18 protein-coding genes are annotated in these 19,394 nt (G+C 67.8%); 12 read left to right on the top strand and 6 right to left on the bottom strand.

Annotation, left to right across the window (positions count from 1 at the left end; all coding sequences use genetic code 11):
* Positions 1-29 precede the first annotated feature (29 nt).
* The 6 genes from MF407_RS00635 (at position 30) to MF407_RS00610 (ending at position 4,667) form a co-directional block, all read left to right on the top strand.
* Positions 30-1,415 carry an amidase family protein gene (locus MF407_RS00635; protein WP_205744708.1) on the top strand — a complete coding sequence of 462 codons (1,386 nt, stop codon included), beginning with the start codon at positions 30-32 and terminating at the stop codon, positions 1,413-1,415.
* A 64-nt stretch (positions 1,416-1,479) separates the two neighbouring features.
* Positions 1,480-1,731, top strand: a complete 252-nt coding sequence (locus tag MF407_RS00630) for a hypothetical protein (protein WP_141927134.1) — start codon at positions 1,480-1,482, stop codon at positions 1,729-1,731.
* Between the two features lie 141 nt (positions 1,732-1,872).
* A complete protein-coding gene (locus MF407_RS00625; RefSeq protein WP_129625390.1) occupies positions 1,873-2,391 on the top strand; it encodes a type 1 glutamine amidotransferase domain-containing protein in 519 nt (172 codons plus the stop codon).
* Between the two features lie 66 nt (positions 2,392-2,457).
* On the top strand, positions 2,458-3,150 hold the full coding sequence (locus MF407_RS00620; protein WP_239700731.1) for a response regulator transcription factor: 693 nt from the start codon (positions 2,458-2,460) through the stop codon (positions 3,148-3,150).
* Between the two features lie 120 nt (positions 3,151-3,270).
* Positions 3,271-3,945, top strand: coding sequence for a DUF3105 domain-containing protein (locus MF407_RS00615; protein WP_239700730.1), 675 nt, complete (start codon positions 3,271-3,273; stop codon positions 3,943-3,945).
* On the top strand, positions 3,942-4,667 hold the full coding sequence (locus tag MF407_RS00610) for a DUF305 domain-containing protein (protein ID WP_239700728.1): 726 nt from the start codon (positions 3,942-3,944) through the stop codon (positions 4,665-4,667). The genes MF407_RS00615 and MF407_RS00610 overlap by 4 nt, the downstream gene beginning before the upstream one ends.
* Before the next feature lie 4 nt (positions 4,668-4,671).
* Here the strand turns inward: MF407_RS00610 and MF407_RS00605 are convergent, their stop codons facing one another.
* The 6 genes from MF407_RS00605 to MF407_RS00580 form a co-directional block, all read right to left on the bottom strand.
* Entirely contained in the window at positions 4,672-5,487 is an 816-nt protein-coding gene (locus MF407_RS00605) for a galactosyltransferase-related protein (protein WP_239700726.1), read from the bottom strand.
* Positions 5,488-5,494: 7 nt separating this feature from the next.
* Positions 5,495-6,337: a hypothetical protein gene (locus tag MF407_RS00600; RefSeq protein WP_239700724.1), complete on the bottom strand. Its 843-nt coding sequence runs from the start codon at positions 6,335-6,337 to the stop codon at positions 5,495-5,497.
* Between the two features lie 234 nt (positions 6,338-6,571).
* Positions 6,572-7,642 (bottom strand): glycosyltransferase, encoded by a 1,071-nt coding sequence (locus MF407_RS00595; protein WP_239700721.1) that lies wholly within the window; start codon positions 7,640-7,642, stop codon positions 6,572-6,574.
* A gap of 83 nt (positions 7,643-7,725) precedes the next feature.
* Positions 7,726-8,733, bottom strand: a complete 1,008-nt coding sequence (locus tag MF407_RS00590) for an SDR family NAD(P)-dependent oxidoreductase (RefSeq protein WP_239700717.1) — start codon at positions 8,731-8,733, stop codon at positions 7,726-7,728.
* Positions 8,706-9,890: a zinc-dependent alcohol dehydrogenase gene (locus MF407_RS00585; RefSeq protein ID WP_129625386.1), complete on the bottom strand. Its 1,185-nt coding sequence runs from the start codon at positions 9,888-9,890 to the stop codon at positions 8,706-8,708. Before MF407_RS00585 ends, MF407_RS00590 begins: the two co-directional genes overlap by 28 nt.
* Before the next feature lie 49 nt (positions 9,891-9,939).
* Entirely contained in the window at positions 9,940-10,800 is an 861-nt protein-coding gene (locus tag MF407_RS00580) for an SDR family oxidoreductase (RefSeq protein WP_129625385.1), read from the bottom strand.
* 172 nt (positions 10,801-10,972) lie between these two features.
* Here MF407_RS00580 and MF407_RS00575 point away from each other — a divergent pair, with 172 nt between their 5' ends.
* The 6 genes from MF407_RS00575 to MF407_RS00550 all read left to right on the top strand — a co-directional run bounded on the left by MF407_RS00575 (position 10,973) and on the right by MF407_RS00550 (position 19,252).
* Positions 10,973-13,414 (top strand): alpha/beta fold hydrolase, encoded by a 2,442-nt coding sequence (locus MF407_RS00575; protein ID WP_239700714.1) that lies wholly within the window; start codon positions 10,973-10,975, stop codon positions 13,412-13,414.
* Positions 13,411-14,274, top strand: a complete 864-nt coding sequence (locus MF407_RS00570) for an ABC transporter permease subunit (protein ID WP_129625383.1) — start codon at positions 13,411-13,413, stop codon at positions 14,272-14,274. The genes MF407_RS00575 and MF407_RS00570 overlap by 4 nt, the downstream gene beginning before the upstream one ends.
* A gap of 81 nt (positions 14,275-14,355) precedes the next feature.
* Complete coding sequence (locus tag MF407_RS00565) at positions 14,356-15,381, top strand: FAD-dependent monooxygenase (protein WP_141927139.1); 1,026 nt, start codon at positions 14,356-14,358, stop codon at positions 15,379-15,381.
* Positions 15,382-15,533: 152 nt separating this feature from the next.
* Positions 15,534-16,325 carry a GTPase domain-containing protein gene (locus MF407_RS00560; RefSeq protein ID WP_129625381.1) on the top strand — a complete coding sequence of 264 codons (792 nt, stop codon included), beginning with the start codon at positions 15,534-15,536 and terminating at the stop codon, positions 16,323-16,325.
* A 43-nt stretch (positions 16,326-16,368) separates the two neighbouring features.
* Complete coding sequence (locus tag MF407_RS15760) at positions 16,369-17,004, top strand: response regulator transcription factor (protein ID WP_129625380.1); 636 nt, start codon at positions 16,369-16,371, stop codon at positions 17,002-17,004.
* A gap of 160 nt (positions 17,005-17,164) precedes the next feature.
* Positions 17,165-19,252, top strand: coding sequence for a catalase (locus tag MF407_RS00550; protein ID WP_141927145.1), 2,088 nt, complete (start codon positions 17,165-17,167; stop codon positions 19,250-19,252).
* The last annotated feature ends 142 nt before the right edge of the window (positions 19,253-19,394 follow it).

Genomic DNA, 19,394 nt, shown 5'->3' with positions numbered 1-19,394 from the left:
AAGCACCGAGACCTGCGACGATCGCCGGTATGAGTTCCACGAGCGCCGAACTGGTCGAACGAACGCTGGCCCGCATCGCCGAGGTGAACCCACAGATCGCAGCGGTGTGCACGGTGGCCGACGACGCTTCGACCCAGGCACGGGCACGTGACGCCGAAGCACCCCGCGGACCGTTGCACGGCGTCCCGGTCCTGGTGAAGGACAACATCGACACGGCCGACCTGCCGACCACTGCCGGCTCCCTCGCGCTCGCCGAACTGCCGAACCCTGCGCGGGACGCGGCTCTGGTCACCCGTCTGCGTGATGCCGGAATGGTGATCGTCGGTAAGAGCAACCTGAGTGAGTGGGCGAACATCCGCGACGAGAACTCGATCAGTGGGTGGAGCGGATATGGCGGGCTCACCCGCAACCCGTACGCGCTCAACCGCTCCGCCGGTGGGTCGAGTTCGGGCAGCGGTGCCGCGGTGGGTGCGGGCATCACGGACTTCGCGATCGGCACCGAGACGGACGGCTCGATCACCTGCCCGGCGGCGTTCAACGGGTGCGTCGGGCTCAAGCCGACAGTCGGTCTGGTGCCGACGACCGGGGTCATACCGGTGTCGGTCTCTCAGGACTCACCCGGTCCGATGACCACGACCGTCGCACAGTCGGCCGCTTTGCTCTCGGTACTGACCGCTGACGACTACGCCATCCCCGAGCCCGACGACAAACCGTTGCGCGGCAGGCGGATCGGCGTCCCGCGCAAGACCTACTGGGGTTACAGCGCCCACGCGGACGCGCCCGCGGAGCGCGCCCTCGAACTGCTCTCCCGGGCCGGCGCGACGATCATCGACCACGCCGATCTCGCGCCCGAGTACAGCTGGCCGGACGAGGAGATCGTGCTGCTCGCCGAACTCCGGGTGCACCTCACCGACTACCTGGCGACCCGCGGCGGCCAGGGCCCGCGTGACCTCGCCGATGTCGTGGAGTTCAACCGGGTCAACGCTGATCGCGAGCTGCGGTACTTCGGCCAGTCGCTGTTCGAGAAGGCTCTCGAGGGTCCCGACATCGAGTCACCGCAGTACGAGCAAGCGCTTGCCCGGTGCCGACGTGCGGGACGCGAGGACGGGATCGACGCGGTGCTGCGCGAGCACGATCTGGACGCGTTGGTCTCCCCCGCCTACCCGCCGGCGTTCCTGATCGACCATGTCAACCACGAGCACGTCTCGGGTTCGTGCACCGCACCGTCCGCTCAGGCCGGCTACCCGCTGCTCACCGTTGCGTCCGAACTGGCGGTCGGCCTGCCGGTGGCGGTCACGTTCTGGGGCACGGCACACAGCGAGCAGACCCTGCTGGAGATCGGGCACGCCTACGAAGCGGCGCGCGACGCGTCCACCGGCCGGCTGCCCGGGCCGACCTTCGTCCCGTACGTCTGAGCACCATGACACGACGTAGGATTCTCGGGTCAGCCCCGCACCACACTCAGAGGATGTAGCCGCAGTGAAGGACAAGACCGGACTCAGTATCGGCTACAGGTTGCTGTGGCGGCTGGAGTACGCCGGCCTCACCGTCTTCGGCCCTGCGCAGGTGTCCACCCAGGGTGATCCGAAGTCGCGGCTGCGGCTGGAGCGGGCCCAGAAGGTCAAGGCGGCTCACGAGAAGCGCGGAACCGAGGCACCTGCGGAAGTGCTCGCGATGATCGCCCGCGACGGTGGACTGCCGCCGTTCCGCGAGCGGCACGCCAAGCGCTGAGGCAGCGCCACCCCACGGGGTGATTTAGTGCCGCATCAGTGCAGCATCGGACATTTGTCCGCGAAAACTCCATACCGTAAGCCTGCCCAACGACCGGGCGAAGACCCGAGTCCTCATCGATCTCCCAGGAGGTGCTCAGCCGTGAAGGTTGCATTCCTGACAGCCACCGAAGGCGTCGAAGCCGTCGAATTGACCGACCCGTGGGAAGCCCTGCGCAATGCAGGTCACGACACCGAACTGATCAGCACCGAGTCCGGCACCGTTCAGTTGTTCAATCACCTCGACAAGACCGAGACACAGAAGGTCGACAAGGTGGTAAGGGACGTGAGTGTCGACGACTACGACGCGCTCGTCCTGCCCGGTGGAGTGGCCAACCCGGACGAACTACGCACGAACGATGGCGCGGTGCAGTTCGTCAAGGATTTCGTGGCGAGCGGCAAGCCGGTCGCAGCGATCTGTCACGCACCTTGGACATTGGTTGAGGCAAACGTGGTCAAGGGGAGGACACTGACCTCGTGGCCGAGTCTGAAGACGGACATCGAGAACGCCGGTGGCACCTGGGTCGACCAGGACGTCATGGTCGACGGCAATCTCATCACCAGCCGCAACCCCAACGACCTGCCGGCGTTCCAGCACGCCGTACTCTCCGCCCTGAACTGATCGCTCACGTCGTTGCCGGATCGACCGCTGGGTCGGTCCGGCAACTGATGTCCCGAAGGAAACCCAGTGATCGCCCCCGCTGACGTGCCCCGTTCCTCCCCCCACGAGCCCGCCGTTCCACCCGACGGTCACCCGTTGCGCCTTGCATTGGTCAACGACTACGAACTCGTCGTCGCCGGTCTGGCGGCGGTGCTCGCGCCGTACGGCGATCGCGTGCAGGTCGTGGAGTTCGATGTGGACGACGACGAGTCGCAACCGGTCGACATCGCGGTGTACGACACGTTCGCCGCACCCCGGGGCGGTTCCGCAGAGGTCGGGCATCTGCTGGACAGTGCCAAGGTGGGAAAGGTCGTCGCCTACTCCTTCACCGAGGACGAGTCCGCAGTGCGCGACACACTCGCGATCGGCGTCCACGGGTACATCTCCAAGGCCGTCCCGACCGCTCGGCTGGTGGACGCGCTGGAGAAGATCGCGGCCGGGGAGCACGCGGTCGTGCTTTCGGACGCGGTCGACCCGCTGCCGGAAACCGAATGGCCCGGCAAGGACATCGACCTGACCGAACGCGAGGCCGAGGTGATCGGGCTCATCGCACAGGGCTACTCCAACGAAGAGATCGCCCGGCTGTGCTACTTGTCGATCAACACCGTGAAGACCTACATCCGCTCGGCCTACCGCAAGGCGGGCGTCAACACGCGCGCTCAGGCCGTCGCCTGGGCGCTGCGTCACGGATTCCGTCCGGAACGCATGCCGTCACTCTGACGTTGCTCCACATGGTGGCCGTGAACATACGACCATTCACGCGCTTATCTACGATGGTTCCTCGAAGCGATTCGGCATAGGTACGGCGCCGCACGCGAACACACCCCCAGGAGCAGAGCCTTGTCGAAGACCGACACCACGAAGACCGGCCGCGAGCGCCTCGCCGAGGAGCGGGCACGTCAGGCACGCGGTGAACGCAACCGCAAGATCGGCATCATCCTGGCGGTGGTCGTGGCTTTGGCCCTCGTCGCTGGTGGGGGTTTCGCACTGGTTCAGTCGCAGAGCGGTGACGACACCAAACCCACCGACTCGCTCGCCGGGTCCAAGGTCATCAACTCACCCGTCAAGGGCGTGCGCCAGTGGACCGACCTGAGTCGTGACCACACCAACGCCGAGCAGAAGTACCCGATGAACCCCCCGGTCGGTGGCGCCCACCACCCGGCGTGGTCCACCTGCGGCATCTACGACAAGGAGATCCCGAACAACCACACCGTGCACTCGCTCGAGCACGGGGCGGTCTGGATCACCACGAACGACAAAGTGTCCGCGGGCGACATCGCGACGCTGAAGAAGGTCGCGAGCCAGGACTACATGATCATGTCCAAGGTGCCCTCGCAGAGCTCCCCGATCGTGTTGTCGGCCTGGGGTCTGCAGCTGCGCGTGGACAAGGCGTCCGACCCGCGTATCCTGCAGTTCGTGAAGGCCTACCTGCAGGGTCCGCAGACCCCTGAGCCCGGTGCTGCCTGCTCGGGTGCGTACGACCCGGCCACCGGCAAGACCGGCGGACAGATGTGACCGAGCGCGACGCGCTCAACCACCACGTCGAAGCCGACGAGGAAGTCGAGCAACAGCGCCGCGCACTGAGTTGGAACGAGGCGAAGAAGCCATTCCTGCTCTCCGTGGCAGCGGCGACCGCGCTCGTGCTGGCGGTGCTGGCCGGGTACTGGCTGGGCCAGCCGAAGTACCCGTCCGACGACAGCGTCGACGCCGGATTCGCCCGCGACATGAGTTCGCACCACGCGCAGGCGGTGAACATGTCGATGGTGGTGCGCGCCAAGGACGTCGCGAACGACGTCAAGACACTCGCCTACGACATCGCCACCACCCAGGAGAACCAGCGCGGGCAGATGATGGGCTGGCTGCAGCAGTGGGATCTACCGCTCGCCGTCAGTGGCGAGCGCATGGCCTGGATGAAGAAGACAGGTCACAACCACGCCGGTCTGCCGCAGGGTCAGATGCTGCTGCCTGACGGACGGATGCCGGGCATGGCCTCCACCGCCCAGCTGCGTCAGTTGGAGAACTCGGACGGCAAGGCCGCGGAGATCCTCTTCCTGCAGTTGATGATCGTGCATCACCGTGCCGGCGTCGACATGGCAAAGGCGGCGCAATCGTCCGGCGACCAACCGCGCGTGGTGCGTCTGGCACGGTCGATGGTCGAAGGACAGTCGGGCGAGATCAACCTGATGACGGACATGCTCAAAAAGCGCGGGGCGACCCCCTGGCCGGCTGCGTCCTGACCTGTCAGAGCCCGCTGAGCGTCTCGCCGTCGAAGCGCACGAGCCCGAGGCGGTCGAACTCCCGCAGCCATCCCTCCATCGGCCACCGACCCCAGGTGGAGTGGAAGATGCGTGCATTGCGGACGATGTCGTCCAGGTGATGCACCGGCGGCATCCGGTTTTCGTGGAACTGGTGATACGCCCGTGCGCCGCCGACCCAGACCAGGGACGCGCCCGCAGCCTGCAACCGCAGTGCGAAGTCGGTGTCCTCACCGCCGTAACCGACGTATCGCTCGTCGAAGCCGCCGATGGCCGTCCACGAGTCGGCGCTGAGCGCGAAAGACAGCGACCAGAACAACCGGACGTCGTCCGCCTCCTGCGACTGCGCCGGTTCGAGCACCGGACGGGCCGGGTGCGGTTTTGCCAGGCGGTCGAGTTCGCCTGCGGGATAGGGGCGTTCGTGCTCCGGCAGGTAGGCGACGTCACCGGCGAGGACGGACGGCTCTGTCGCCTCTTCCATCGCCGAGGCATAGGTACCGATCAGGCCGGGCGACGGAACGCAGTCGACGTCCAGGAAGACCAGCGCGGTCGCACCACGGGAGATGGCGGTCTGCGCGGCACGATTGCGGGCCGCTGCCAGCGGGAGCGCTCCATCGACCGTGGGTAGGTGTTCGACGATCGCACCGGGCCAGGCGTCCTGAGCCAAGTCTTCGATGTCCGGATCACTCATCGCAACGACGATCACCATGTCGGGCGCCCGGTCCGAGCGCCGGCAACCCGCCAGCAGGCCACGCAGGTGATCGTGGCGGCCATGCGCGATCGTCAGCACGGCAACTGTCATGGAAGGTTCACGATCGGTCCGCCAAAGCCTCGACGGCGGCCGCGAAGTCCTGTGCACCGTGGCCGGTGCTCCAGCGTGACCAAGCGTCCCCGCCTTGCGTGCGAGCCTGTCGGAGCAGGGCCGGCCATTCCCCGGACGAGGGCCAGTCGTCGACTGCAGGCACGATCCCCAGGCGACGCAACGCACCGACGGTCGCGAGTTGTTCGTCGTGCGGACGCTCGGTGGCGACCACGACGGCGGGTTTGCGTGCTGCCGCCACCTCGGCCACGGCGTTCTGCCCGGCGAACGTGACCACGACGTCCGCCTCGGCGAGTTCTCGCCACAGATCCTCGCTCGCCGGCCAGTCCCCTCCGCGAGCGACCCAGTCCCAACCTGTTGCCGCAGCAGCTTGCTGGATGTCGTTGTCGGTCAGCGAGATTCCCCCGCCACCGCAGACGACGAGCACTCGCCCGGACTGCACTTCGACATCCGGCGACCGCTCCCCGTCGAAGCGGGAAACCCCGCCGACGTTGACGATGCGGTCGGCGATCGAGGGACTCACCTCATGAGCACCCGCCGGCCAGAGCCCGATGAGCAGGTCGGCCAGGTCATAGGCCATCACGTGGGGGCGGTCCGACCGGACGCCGGGCATCACGATCGTCGCGGTCGGCACACCGAGCAGCCGCGACAGTGCAGTCACCTCGGCCGACACGTCCACGACCATTGCGCCGGGACGTTCGGCATCGATCCAGGCCGCGATCTGTCCCATCCGCTCCTGGTAGCCCTCGACGGTGAGCGGCGCCCAGTGCAGCGCGCCGCGAACAGTCGGATCAGGGTCCGGATCGGGACCAACGTCGTGCGCCAGCTCCACCCAATCCCCCTGCCACCCGGGCGGGGCCGGCAGACAGGAGAAAGCAGTCACAGGTTGCGTCAGGTGCGCAGCGACTGTAAGCAGGCGCTGCAGATGTCCGCTCCCGTGATGGTGCACGTACCAACCGATCACGCTCGTTCGACCATCCGTTCGTAGACGCCGATGTACTCCAGACCACCGGGGAACGGCTGCGCGATCGGCTGGCGCGCGGCGGCGATCACGGCGACACGCATCTCAGTTCCCCAGGGCCGCGCTGTAGATCTTCACGTGCGCGTCCGCCAATCGGTCGCGCTGCAGGCGTCGCTCGGCCGAGGTCATCATCGGGTGGTTGCCGCGGCTGTCGTAGGCCGAGCGCAGCGCGGACTGCACGCTGTGCACGTCGAGCCCGAACTCGTCCCAGCGGTAGACGAAGCAGTCGAGTTGATCGGCGTAGTACCCGCAGTCGGGAGCGAGCACGCCGGTACCCAGATCGTGGCAACCTTCCGCCCACCCCGAATGCGTGCCATGCCGGTAGGGCAGCACCGACAGGTCGAGGGAGCGCAGGTAGTCGCGCAGTTCGTCGTGGGTGAAGTAGTCGTGCACCTGCAGGTCGAGCAGCCCGTCGGCGTGGGCCCGCCGCAGGTAGGTCGCCAGATCGTCGTCGTACCGGTCGTACCCCGGCGTCATGATGTCGGTGTGCGCATCGACCCGCAGCTGCGCTCCGGGCAGTTCGGGCAGCGTCTGCACGATCGCGCGGATCACCGGTTCGGGCTCCATGCACGCCCGCAGGCTCTTGCAATGGACGCCGACGAGGAACTCGTCCTTGCCGGGTCGGACGCGTCCGACCTCGTCGAGCTCGAAGACGTGCGGATGGTGCAGCACGTGGGCCTTACGACCCCAGCGATGCTCGATCTCCCTGGCAGCGCCCGGCGTGAGCGTGATGAGCTCGCTCGCCGCAGGGACGAGCACGTCGAGCTGGGCGTCGTGCAGCTCGGTGGTTTCGTGATGGGGATTGCGCAGGTCGTGCACGGTGAACACCAGCGGCCGCCCGGCCGTTTCCAAGGCGTCGGCCAGCTTCTGGAGATCCTCGGGGCTGCGCGCATCGAAGCCGAAGTGAATGTGCATCAGGTCGAAGTCACCGCTGTGCGCGGCGACCCACTCGGGATCAAGCATCACCGGTGGCCACCAGCGACCCGGTTCCTCGGACGGCGGATCCGGCAGACGGACGACTCCGTCATCGTGCCCGGACGGGGCGAGGTGACGGATGTAGACGTGATCGGCCGGCACGGAGGCAACCCGCATCGGCCCGCGCGCGGCAGGCTCCACCCTCGTGACATTAGCCGCGCGTCAAGACCGCCAGGCACACCCTGTTGGGTGCCCGGTCTCGTGCGGCCCTGCTGCCTGCGTCGTCAGCGCTCCGTCTGATCACGCCCGGGCTCGAGGTTCCTGGAAGCGGCCTTCGAGCCGAGTGTGGTCAGCCGTGTCAGCACACGCCGCGCCCTCGGGGAGAGCATCGGCTCGACCCGGTGTCCGGGAAGCACCTCGGTGTGCCCGCTCGGTGCGTCCGGCAGAGCGCGTCCGACGACGCCGAGCAGACGCTGCGTCAGCCCCGGAGCGAGCCCGTGGACGCGCGTACCGACCTGCGCGAGCGGGGTGAACGTGACGAACGGGCGTCCGCGCAGCAGGCTGTCGACGATCTTGCGTGCCGCGCGGTCGGCGTCGATCGCGAGCAGCGGTGCCGATGCCCCGGCCGCGAACCAGGCGTACTCCTTGGCGTGGTCACCCTTGAACTCCGCAGCCAGGTGCGAACCGACCCGCATCAGCCCGGGGGCGACGCTGGTGACCGTGACTCCCGTGCCGGAGAGTTCGGCACCGAGTCCCTGGGAGAAACCGAAGGCACCGAATTTCGCTGTGCTGTACGGCAACAGATGCGGCGCGCTGACCTGGCCGCCGACCGAGGACACCACACCGAGTCGTCCGTGGCCGCGTCCGGCCATGCGATGGGCGAGCGGCATGCAGAGATTGACCGGCCCCCAGAGCATCGTGTCGATCGCGTCCTCGAACTGCTCGCGCTCCCACTCCTGCCAGGGACCGACTTGGATGATGCCCGCGACATGCAGCGCGACCTCGATCGGCCCGACGGTGCGTTCGACCTCGTCGATCAGATCGTCCACCGCATCACCGTCACGCGCATCACAGGCTCGGGCGTGCAAATGCTCGCGCGAAAGGCCTTGTGCGGCAAGGTGATCGGAGGCCTGCTCGCAACTCTCCAGCGAGCGCGACGCGAGCACGACGTCGTACCCGCGCCTGGCAAGTTCGCCCGCGCACAGCAAGCCAAGACCGCGGGAGGCGCCGAGGACGAGCGCGACCGGCCCCGGCGCCTGCCCGATCACGGCGTCAGCACCACCTTCAGGCACTCATCCTCCTTGTCACGGAAGACGCGGTACATCTCCGGAGCCTCGTCGAGCGAAACGCGGTGCGTGGCAAGCGTTTCCAGACCGAGGACGTCGTCGTCCTGTTCGACCAGGTCGTACAGCTGGTCGGTCCACTGCTTGACGTGGCACTGCCCCATCCGCAGAGCGATGCCCTTGTCGAACATGTCCATCATCGGCATCGGGTCGACCGCGCCGCCGTAGACGCCGCTGATCGAAACCGTGCCGCCGCGTCGGACGGCGTCGATCGCACCGTGCAGCGCGGCGAGCCGGTCGATGCCCAAGTTCTCGATCATCGGTTTCCCGACCGGCTTCGGCAGACGCGCTGTTGCCTTGATGACGGCCTCCGAGACGGGGTTGCCGTGTGCCTCCATGCCGACTGCGTCCAGCGTGCCGTCCGCGCCGCGTCCGTCGGTGAGGTCACGCACCGCGTCCCCGACGTTCTTCACCTCGTCCAGGTCGATGACCTGGGCACCGGCCGCCGCGGCGACGGCCAGACGGTCTGCCACCCGGTCCACGGCGATGATGTTCTCGATGCCCATCCGGCGGGCCGAGCGCACCGCGAGCTGACCGACCGGACCAAGACCGAAGACGCACAGCGAACCGCCCTCGGGGACCTCGGCCCACTGCACTCCCTGCCAGGCCGTCGGCAGGATGTCGGAGAGGTACAGGTAACGCTCGTCCGGGTGGTCACCGGTGATCTTGATCGGCCCGAAGTCGGCATGCGGTACGCGCACCCGCTCGGCCTGGCCGCCGGGCACCTGGCCGTAGAGGCTTGTGAAGCCGAACAAGCTTGCGCCCTTGCCCTGATGGGTGTTCTGCGTGGTTTCGCACTGAGCGAAGAACCCACGCTCGCACATCCAGCACTTGCCGCAGGAGATGTTGAACGGCACCACGACCCGGTCGCCGACCTGCAGGTTGGTGACCGCGGACCCGACCTCCTCGACGATGCCCATGAATTCGTGGCCGAGTACGTCGCCGGGGGTGAGGAACGCCGCCAGGACGCCGTACAGGTGCAGGTCGGAGCCGCAGATCGCGGTCGAAGTGACGCGCACGATCGCGTCCGTGGGGTCCTGCAACACCGGGTCGGGGACCTCCTTGATCTGCACGTCGTTGATGCCTTGCCAGGTCAATGCCTTCATCGAGTTCCTTTCGGTGGAATTCGGATTTGGGGGGTGTGTGTGGATCGGGTCAGAAGACCGGCTTGCCGCCGGTCACGCCGAGCACCGTGCCGGAGACGTACGACGCCTCGTCCGAGGCCAGGAAGACGTACGCCGCTGCGACCTCGATCGGCTGGCCCGGGCGTCCGAGCGGGGTATCGCTGCCGAAGCCCTCGACCTTGTCCTTCGCCATCGTCGCCGGGATCAACGGCGTCCAGATCGGGCCCGGCGCAACGGCATTCACCCGCGTGCCCTTCGGACCGAGCTCCTGAGCGAGGTTGACGACGAGGTTGTTCAGCGCCGCCTTGGTCGCGGCGTAGTCGAGCAGGTGGTCGGTCGGCGCATAGGCCTGGACGGACGTGGTCACGATGATCGTGCCGCCGTCCTCCAGCTGCGGGGCGAGAGCCTTGATCAACCAGAACGGTCCGAAGACGTTGGTCTCGAAGGTGCGCTCGATCTGGTCGTCCGGGAAGTCCAGCAGTTCGTCGTGGGTCATCTGATAGGCAGCGTTGCAGATGAGGATGTCGACACCGCCCATGTGCTCGACCGCCACGTCGGCCAGTTCTTGGTTGGCTTCTGCGGTACGCAGGTCCGTCGAGTGCAGGGTGGCCGAACGCCCCTGCGCTGCAACGAGTTCAGCGGTCTTCATCGCGTCGTCCTCCTCCTGCGGCAGGTGGGCGATGACCAGGTCGGCGCCCTCCTTCGCGAAGGCCACGGCGATGGCACGGCCGATGCCCGAGTCGCCGCCGGTCACCACCGTGCGCTTGCCCTCCAGGCGTCCGCGGCCGGTCCACGAGTCGGCTCCGTGATCGGCCTGCGGGTTCAGGTCCGCGTCGCTGCCCGGCCACTCCTGCTGCTGACCGGGCACCTTCTTCGGACGGTCGTTCGTCATCGCGGTCTCCTTGGCGTCCGATGGCGGTTTGTACCGACGTTATACGCCGGCACCGCACGACGGCACACCCGCAGGGACCGCGTCGACTCACGGATGTGCCACTCGGGTGTCATCACGTTCGGGGTGTCGAAGTCTCGAATGTCATGACACTCGCGTCAGCGATAATCGCCGGATGAAGCGACTGCCAGGGATCCGTCCCACCCGACGGATCATCGCGATCGCAGCCGCCATCGCTCTGCTGGCGGTTGCCGCGATCGTCGGCGTGTACCTGCGTGACGACGACCCTGCCGACGCAGTGCGGCGCACCGACACCGTGCTCGACACCGGTGGGGCGCGCATCGACACCTCGTGGTTCACCCCGAAGGACGCCGGTGGCGGTCGCCCCACGGTGCTGCTCGGGCACGGGTTCGGCGGCAACAAGACCGATCTGCTGCCGCAGGCGCAGCGACTGGTCGGCGAGGGTTACAACGTGCTCACCTGGTCGGCCAGAGGGTTCGGACGATCGACCGGACGCATCTCCCTCAACGCCCCCGGCGCCGAGGTCGCGGACGTCTCCACGTTGCTGGACTGGGTGGCGAAGCAGCCGAACGTGCTGTTGGACAAGGCAGGCGACCCCCGCGCGGGTATGGCAGGCGGGTCCTACGGCGGCGGCATCGCACTCATGACCGCGGCCCTGGACCACCGAGTCGACGCGATCGCGGCGTCCATCACCTACTGGGACCTGGCCGACGCACTCGTACCGAACGGGGTCTTCAAGAAGACCTGGGCGGGCGTCTTCTTCAACAACGGCGGCGGGTGCGCGAAGTTCGACCCCGCACTGTGCGCCGCCTACACCCGCATCGCCGAAACCGGGCGGGCGACCGCGCCCGACCTGAAACTGCTGCGCGACCGCAGCCCCGTTGCGGTCGGCGACCGGATCAAGGCACCGACGCTGCTGTTGCAGGGACAGAGCGACTCGCTGTTCCCGCTCGATCAGGCCGACCGCGCGGCACGACGAATCGCCGGGAACCGAACACCTGTCGCCGTCGACTGGATCGCCGGCGGACACGACGGCGGCGATGCTGAGACCGACCGGGTCGAGCAACGGACGCTCGCGTGGTTCGACCAGCACCTCAAGCGCGAATCCGGGAACGACACGGCCGCGTTCCGGGTCAGTCGTCGCGCCGGCACCAACACGCAGAACGGCAGTGCGCTGCTGCGTGGTGCGAGCCGGGCTCAGTACCCGGGCCTGCTCGGCACGAGTTCGAACACGATCGCGCTGACCGGGCGTCCACAGAGCTTCGCGAACCCGCCGGGCGGCCAGCCGGCCGATGTCAGCAGCCTGCCGGGCACCGGCGCATTGGGGGACGCCGGCGAGGTCTTCGACCTATCGCTGAACTTCCCCGGCCAGTCCGCAGCCTTCAGCAGCGCGCCCCTCACCGAGGCCGTCACGGTCACCGGGACTCCCCGCGTGCGGCTGAAGGTGGGTTCGTCGACACCCGAAGCCGTGCTGTTCGTGAAGCTCTACGACGTCGGTCCCGGACGTTCGCAACCGGTGTTGCCGGCCCGCCTGGCCACCCCGATCCGGGTCGAGACGGGCGGGTCGGAGCGGGAGGTCGAGGTGACGCTTCCCGCGATCGACCGCCGCTTCGAGACCGGGCATCGCATACGGCTGGTGGTCTCATCCACCGACATGGGATACGCGACACCGGCGAACGCCGCGACGTATCGGGTGTCGATTGCGGGCGCCCTCACCGTCCCGGTCGTCGGTTCGTTCGAGACCACCGCCGAACCGCTGCCCACCTGGGTCTGGCTGCTCCCGTTGCTGGCGCTGCTCGCAGCCGGTGCGATCCTGTTCGGCCGGCGCCGCAGAACCACCGCCGAACAGGTCGAGGAGGAACTCGCCGACGTCCCGCTGCAGATCACCGGTCTGACCAAGGCGTACGGCGGCAACAACCAACTGTCGGTCGACGACCTGTCGTTCACCGTGGAGCGCGGGCAGGTGCTCGGGCTGCTCGGCCCGAACGGCGCCGGCAAGACCTCGACACTGCGCATGCTGATGGGTCTGATCATGCCGGACGCCGGCGAAATCCGGGTGTTCGGTCGTCCGATCCAGCCCGGCGCGCCGGTGCTCACCCGGCTCGGCGCGTTCGTCGAAGGCCCCGGCTTCCTGCCGCACCTGTCCGGACGTGCCAACCTCGACCTCTACTGGCAGGCCACCGGGCGGCCGGCGCAGGAGGCTCACCTGGACGAGGCGCTAGAGGTCGCCGCACTCAGCGACGAGGCCCTCGCGCGTCCCGTCCGCACCTATTCCCAGGGCATGCGACAACGGCTCGCGATCGCGCAGGCGATGCTCGGGCTGCCGGACGTGCTCGTGCTCGACGAACCGACCAACGGGCTCGACCCCGGGCAGATCCGGCAGATGCGCCAGGTGATGTCGGCGTACGCCGCCGGTGGCCGCACGGTGATCGTGTCGAGCCACCTGCTCGCCGAGGTCGAGCAGTTCTGTACCCATCTGGTCGTGATGGACCGTGGCCGGCTCGTGCGCGCCGGCACCGTGGCCGAGATCGTCGGCGACGGCCGACTCGAGGAGACCTTCCTGCGCATCGTCGCCGAAGGAGGCGCCCGGCAATGACCACCACGACACCACCCGCCCTCACCCCACTGGAGGGCCGGCACCCGTTCCCGATCACTGTCGAGTTCGCGCGGCAACTGCGGCGGCGCCGGACGCTGGTCGTCGCCGGCCTGCTCGCGGCACTGCCGGTGATCGTGATGATCGCTTTCCAGGTCGGCGGGGGTGGTGACGAGGAAGGCGGCGGTGGCCAAATGCGCATCCTGGACGTCGCCACCTTGTCCGGCCCGAACTTCACCGTGGCAATGTTGTTCCTGGCGTCCGGTTTCTTCCTGGTGATCCCGGTCGCGCTGTTCTTCGGCGACTCGATCGCCAGCGAGGCGAACTGGTCGACCTTGCGTTACCTGCTCGCCGCACCGGTACCCCGCACACGGCTACTGGTCGTGAAAGCCGTTGTCGCACTTGCATTCTCACTCGGCGCGATCGCACTCCTCGCCGTCGTGAGCTTCGTCATCGGCACCCTCGCGTACGGCACCGGACCGCTCGACCTGCCCACCGGCGCGCCGATCTCGTTCGGCGACGCAGCCGGCCGCAGCGCGCTGACCGTGCTCTACGTGATGCTCAGTCAGCTGACCACGGCCGGCCTCGCCCTGTGGCTGTCCACGCGGACCGACGCCCCCCTCGGTGCCGTCGGTGGCGCGATGGGACTGCAGATCGTGTGCAGCATCCTCGATCAGGTCAGCGCGCTCGGCGGGCTGCGCGAATTCCTGCCGGCGCACTGGGATTACGCGTGGTTCGACCTGATGCAACCCACGATCGACTGGAGCGACCTCGCCAAGGGTGTCGCGCTGTCGTTCAGCTACGGGATCGTGCTGTTCGCGCTCGCCGTCCGTGGCTTCGCCCGCAAGGACGTCGTGTCCTGATCGCTGAGTCGGTGGCCATCGCCGGACTTGGTGATGTACTGGCGCGAGGCCCTCGAGGGGAGCGGCCGAAAATAGGGAGAGATGTTCGACAAACTGTTCAACCGCGCGAAGTCGGAGCCGACGCACACGGCGTCGCGCACAAACGCGATCCGGCCCCGCCGCATCGTCGTCGTCGGGGCCGGTATCGCCGGGCTGGCGCTTGCGGCAGCTCTGGACCCGGCGAGCTTCGAAGTGAGCGTCCTGGAGGCCGAGCCCCAGCGGGAGACCTTGGGCGCTGCCCTCGGACTGTGGCCGGCCGCCCGTCGCGCACTGGCCGGTATCGGCGCTGCGATGGGTAGCGCCGACCGACCCCACAACGGGGCGCTGTTCACCGTGGGTGGGCGCCGGCTGGTCAGGTTGCCCGAGCCTGACATCCACCTCGTCCCGCGCCCGGCCCTCCTCGCCGCCCTGCGCCGAGCCGTACCGGCCGGCGTCCGGATCGAGCAGCAACTGGTCGAGGATCCCGCGCAGTTCGACGCCGACCTCGTGATCGGTGCGGACGGCGTCCGCAGTCGGGTGCGTGGCCTGGTGCACCCCGCCGCCTCGGAGCGAGTGGAGTCGCCGTTCGTCACCATGCGCGGGCTGACGGACGACTTCAACCCCGATCGTTTCGGCGAATACTGGGGCCGCAGAAGGCTGTTCGGTGTCGCGTCGGTCACCGACGAGCAGGCGTACTGGTTCACGGCGCACCGCAGCACGATCGGTCCGGAGCCGTTGTCGAGCCACGAGGTTCTCGCTGAGGCCCGGGAGATCTTCGCGGGCGACGCGCCGGTCATCCGGCACACCCTCGACCGCTGCGGGAGCGACACGATCGCAACCCGGCTCTGGACCACCCCGCCGATGCCGCGCTACGTCCGGGATCGGTACGTCGTGATCGGCGACGCCGCACATGCGTCCCTGCCCAACTTGGGCCGAGGAGCCTGCGACGCGATCCTGGACGCCGTGACATTGGCGCACACGCTCAACCGCGGCGGGTCGCTTCGCGCCTGGCAGACGAGACGGCTGCCAGTGACACAAGCGGCGCGCCTGACGGCCGCGTCCCTGATGCGGGTGGCGACCGCCCTGTGACGAGTCCGGCGACGCCGAGCCCGGCAATGTACGCGCCGGCCGATTAACCTCTCGGGAGGAGTTCGCGGATGCGGACGAACGGGAACATCGCGGCTGCCGGCTGCGGTTGAACCCGAACGAGATTGCTCACAGCAGGACGAGGTAACCAAGTCATGAACGCAACCCGGCTCGGCAAGGCTGCCATCAGCGGCCCGGGCAAGGCGGCCCTCGGCACCGGTATCGCCGGAAGCGCGCTCACTGCGTTGTCCAGTGCGCCCGGGCAGATGGCGCACCTGTTCCGCCGTCGCTTCCCGACGGTGGCTGTCACCGGCATGACCGGCGTGGGCAAGACGCGCCTGGCCGACCGCCTCGCCAAGCACGCGAGCAGCGACGCCGTCGACGCAGGGTCCGCAGTGATGGAGCGTCGCACCAAGCATTCCTCCCGGCTGCACGGCTTCCGATTCCGCGTCGTCCCCGGCGACAACGCGGCGACCCGGCTGGGCGCATTGGACGAGGTGTTCCATGACGATCCGGTGGACGGCGTCCTGCATGTGGTGGCCTACGGCCACGCGACGCCCCGACGCACCGGCGGCACCAGTGGCGCGGCCGAACAGCGCACGCGCGAGGAGCAGCTGGCTGCGGAACTGGAGGACTGGTCGATCACCGCCCACCGCATCGCCGCCATGTGCGTGCGTCGCGACCGCCCGGTCTGGTTGGTCATCGTCGTCACCAAGGCCGACCTGTTCGCGAACGACATCGACGCGGCCGTGCGTTACTACTCCCCCGGCAGTGGCTCGCCGTTCGCCGCCAAACTCGACGAGCTGCGTGCGCTCGCCGGTGGCGCCCGACTGTCGATCGATGTGCTGCCGGTCAGTGCCGAGAACGACTCCAAGAGTACGAAGGAACTGAGCAAGCTGCTGACCACCCTGGAGAACCGGATGGCGCAGCTGAGCGGTCACGTCTAAGGTTCCGGCGGCATTACGCCACCCGGGTTGCTAGTTTGTGCGGGTGCCAGCTGCTCCGATCACCCTAGCCCTCGTCAACGACTACGAGGTCGTCGTGGCGGGCCTTGCGCAATTGCTGCGCCCGTTCGAAGACCGCGTCCTGGTCGTCGACACGGAGGTGAGCGGCATCCCGGCCAATCCGGTGGACATCGTCATCTACGACACGTTCGCCGCACCCAACGGCAGCAACTCCCGCATCCACGGACTTCTCGCCTCGGCGAACGTGGGCAAGGTCGTGGGCTATTCCTTCAACGACAATCCGCAGGCGGCACGCGACAGCATCGCCAGTGGTGCAAAGGGCTACATCTCCAAGGCGGTCCCGGTCGAGCAACTGGTCGACGCCCTCGAACGCATCCATCGCGGCGAGACCGTCATCGCGCTGGGTGCCCCGGATGCACCGTCCATCATGGAGGAATGGCCCGGCCAGGGCGGCGGGCTGACCGCGCGTGAGGCCGAGATCATCGGGCTGATCACCCAGGGGTACTCCAACCAGGAGATCTCCCAGAAGTGCTACCTGTCGATCAACACCGTGAAGACGTACGTCCGCTCCGCCTATCGCAAGGCGGGCGTCGCCACCCGGGCGCAAGCGGTCGCATGGGCGATGCGCAACGGTTTCAACTCCGAACGCACGGCATCCTGAGGCCTCCCCCTCTCGGGTGATTCCTTCGTCCGGCACGAACCGCTCGTTCGGCTGGTCACATCGCACAACCTGCGCCCCATAGCGTCGAAGGCAGCACCCGGACCACCGTCGCCACGGCCCTCAACCCTCGGCGCGGCGTCGACGACATCAGGAGCAGGACATGTCCGACAAGAAGACCAACCAGTCCGACCAGCAGCTCGACGAGCGCGGCCAGGGCGGCGAGATCCACCAGCCGGTCGAGAACGGCCAAGTGTTGACCACCGCGCAGGGCGCCCCGATCTCCGACGACCAGAACTCACTGCGCGCGGGCGACCGTGGCCCGACGTTGATGGAGGACTTCGTCCTTCGCGACAAGATCTTCCACTTCGACCACGAGCGCATCCCCGAGCGCGTGGTCCACGCCCGCGGTTACGGCGCTCGCGGCACCTTCGAGTGCACCGACGCGCTGACCGACGTGACCAAGGCGGACCTGTTCGGCGAGCAGGGACGCAAGACCGAGGCTTTCGTCCGCTTCTCGACCGTCGCCGGCAACAAGGGGTCCTTCGACCTCGCGCGCGACGTCCGTGGCTTCGCGGTGAAGCTGTACACGCGAGAAGGCAACTGGGACATCGTCGGCAACAACATCCCGGTGTTCTTCATCCAGGACGCAATCAAGTTCCCCGACCTGGTGCACTCGGTGAAAGAAGCGCCCGACCGCGCGTTCCCCCAGGCCCAGTCGGCCCACGACAACTTCTGGGACTTCGTCTCGTTCACGCCTGAGTCGATCCACATGACCCTGTGGCAGATGAGCGACCGCGCCATCCCGCGCTCGTTGCGCTTCATGGAGGGCTTCGGCGTCCACACCTTCCGGTTCATCAACGCCGAGGGCAAGTCCAGCTTCGTGAAGTTCCACTGGAAGCCGGCGCAAGGTCTGCAGTCGGTCGTCTGGAACGAGGCCGTGAAGATCAACGGTGCCGACCCCGACTTCCACCGCCGCGACCTCTGGGACGCGATCACCACCGGCGACGCACCCGCCTGGGACCTCGCGGTGCAGATCTTCGACGAGGACTTCGCGGAGAAGTTCGAGTTCGACGTGCTCGACCCCACGAAGATCATTCCCGAGGAGCAGGTGCCGCTTCGGGTCGTCGGACGCCTGACCCTCGACTCCGTCGTCGACAACGACTTCGCGCAGACCGAGCAGGTGGCTTTCCACACCCAGAACCTCGTGCCGGGAATCGACGTCAGTGACGACCCGCTGCTGCAGGGCCGCAACTTCTCCTACCTCGACACCCAGCTCAGCCGCCTGGGAAGCACCAACTTCACCCACCTGCCGGTGAACGCACCGCGGTGCCCGGTGATGAACTTCCAGCGCGACGGTCACATGCAGACCACCGTCCCGACCGGCCGGGCCAACTACGAGCCGAACAGCTGGACCGGTGACGAGCGCGGCCCGCGCGCGGACACCGAGGGCGGCTTCCGTTCCTACCAGGAGCAGGTCAGCGGGCCCAAGGTGCGCCACCGCTCGGAGACCTTCGCCGACCACTACAGCCAGGCGCGGGTGTTCTGGATCAGCCAGACGCCCACCGAGCAGGACCACATCGTCGCGGCGTACACCTTCGAGCTCGGCAAGTGCGAGCGCGAAGCGGTGCGTTCGCGGGTGGTTGCGCATCTGCGCAACGTGGACGAGGAGCTCGCCTCGCGGGTCGCCGAAGGCCTCGGGCTCGACCTGCCGGACGCCGCGGAGGCTGCGATCAAGCCACGTACCGATCTGCCCGGCTCGGACTCACTGAGCATCCTCAAGAACGGCCCGAAGTCGTTCGCCGGGCGCAAGCTCGGCATCCTCACCAGCGAGGGCGCGGACGCGTCCGTGATCAACGCGGTGAAGGACGCGGTCACCGCGGTCGGCGGCAAGGTCGAGTTCATCACCCCGACCATCGGTGGAGTGACCTTCAGCGACGGCACCAAGCAGTCGGGCGACCAACACGTGCAGGGCGGCCCGTCGGTGCTCTACGACGCCGTCGCGGTCATCCCGGGCAAGGAGTCGGTGGCCGATCTGGCGAAAAAGGCGAGCGCCAAGGACTTCGTGACGGACGCGTTCGCGCACCAGAAGTTCATCGGCTACACCGCCGACGCAAAGCCGTTGTTCGAGGCGGCCGGCCTCGCCGACCAGCTCGACAAGGGCTGCATCGAGTTGGACGCCTCGTCCGGCAAGAAGTTCGTCGACGCGTTGAAGCCGATGCGTGTCTGGGATCGCGACGTCGAAGCCTGATCCGCACCGAACGCAGAACGCCCGGCCACTTCCGTGTGGCCGGGCGTTCGTGTCTGTATTCGGCTGCTTCAAACCACCACAACGGTGGTCGAGTAGGTACGAGGCGCTAGCCGAGGACCGCGATCGAGACCCGGTGAGATTC

The organism is Yimella sp. NH-Cas1 (genome assembly GCF_022359705.1).
Classification (GTDB): domain Bacteria; phylum Actinomycetota; class Actinomycetes; order Actinomycetales; family Dermatophilaceae; genus Yimella; species Yimella lutea.
The sequence above is the reverse complement of the archived record's forward strand: the minus strand, read 5'-3'. Positions and strand labels throughout refer to the sequence as shown.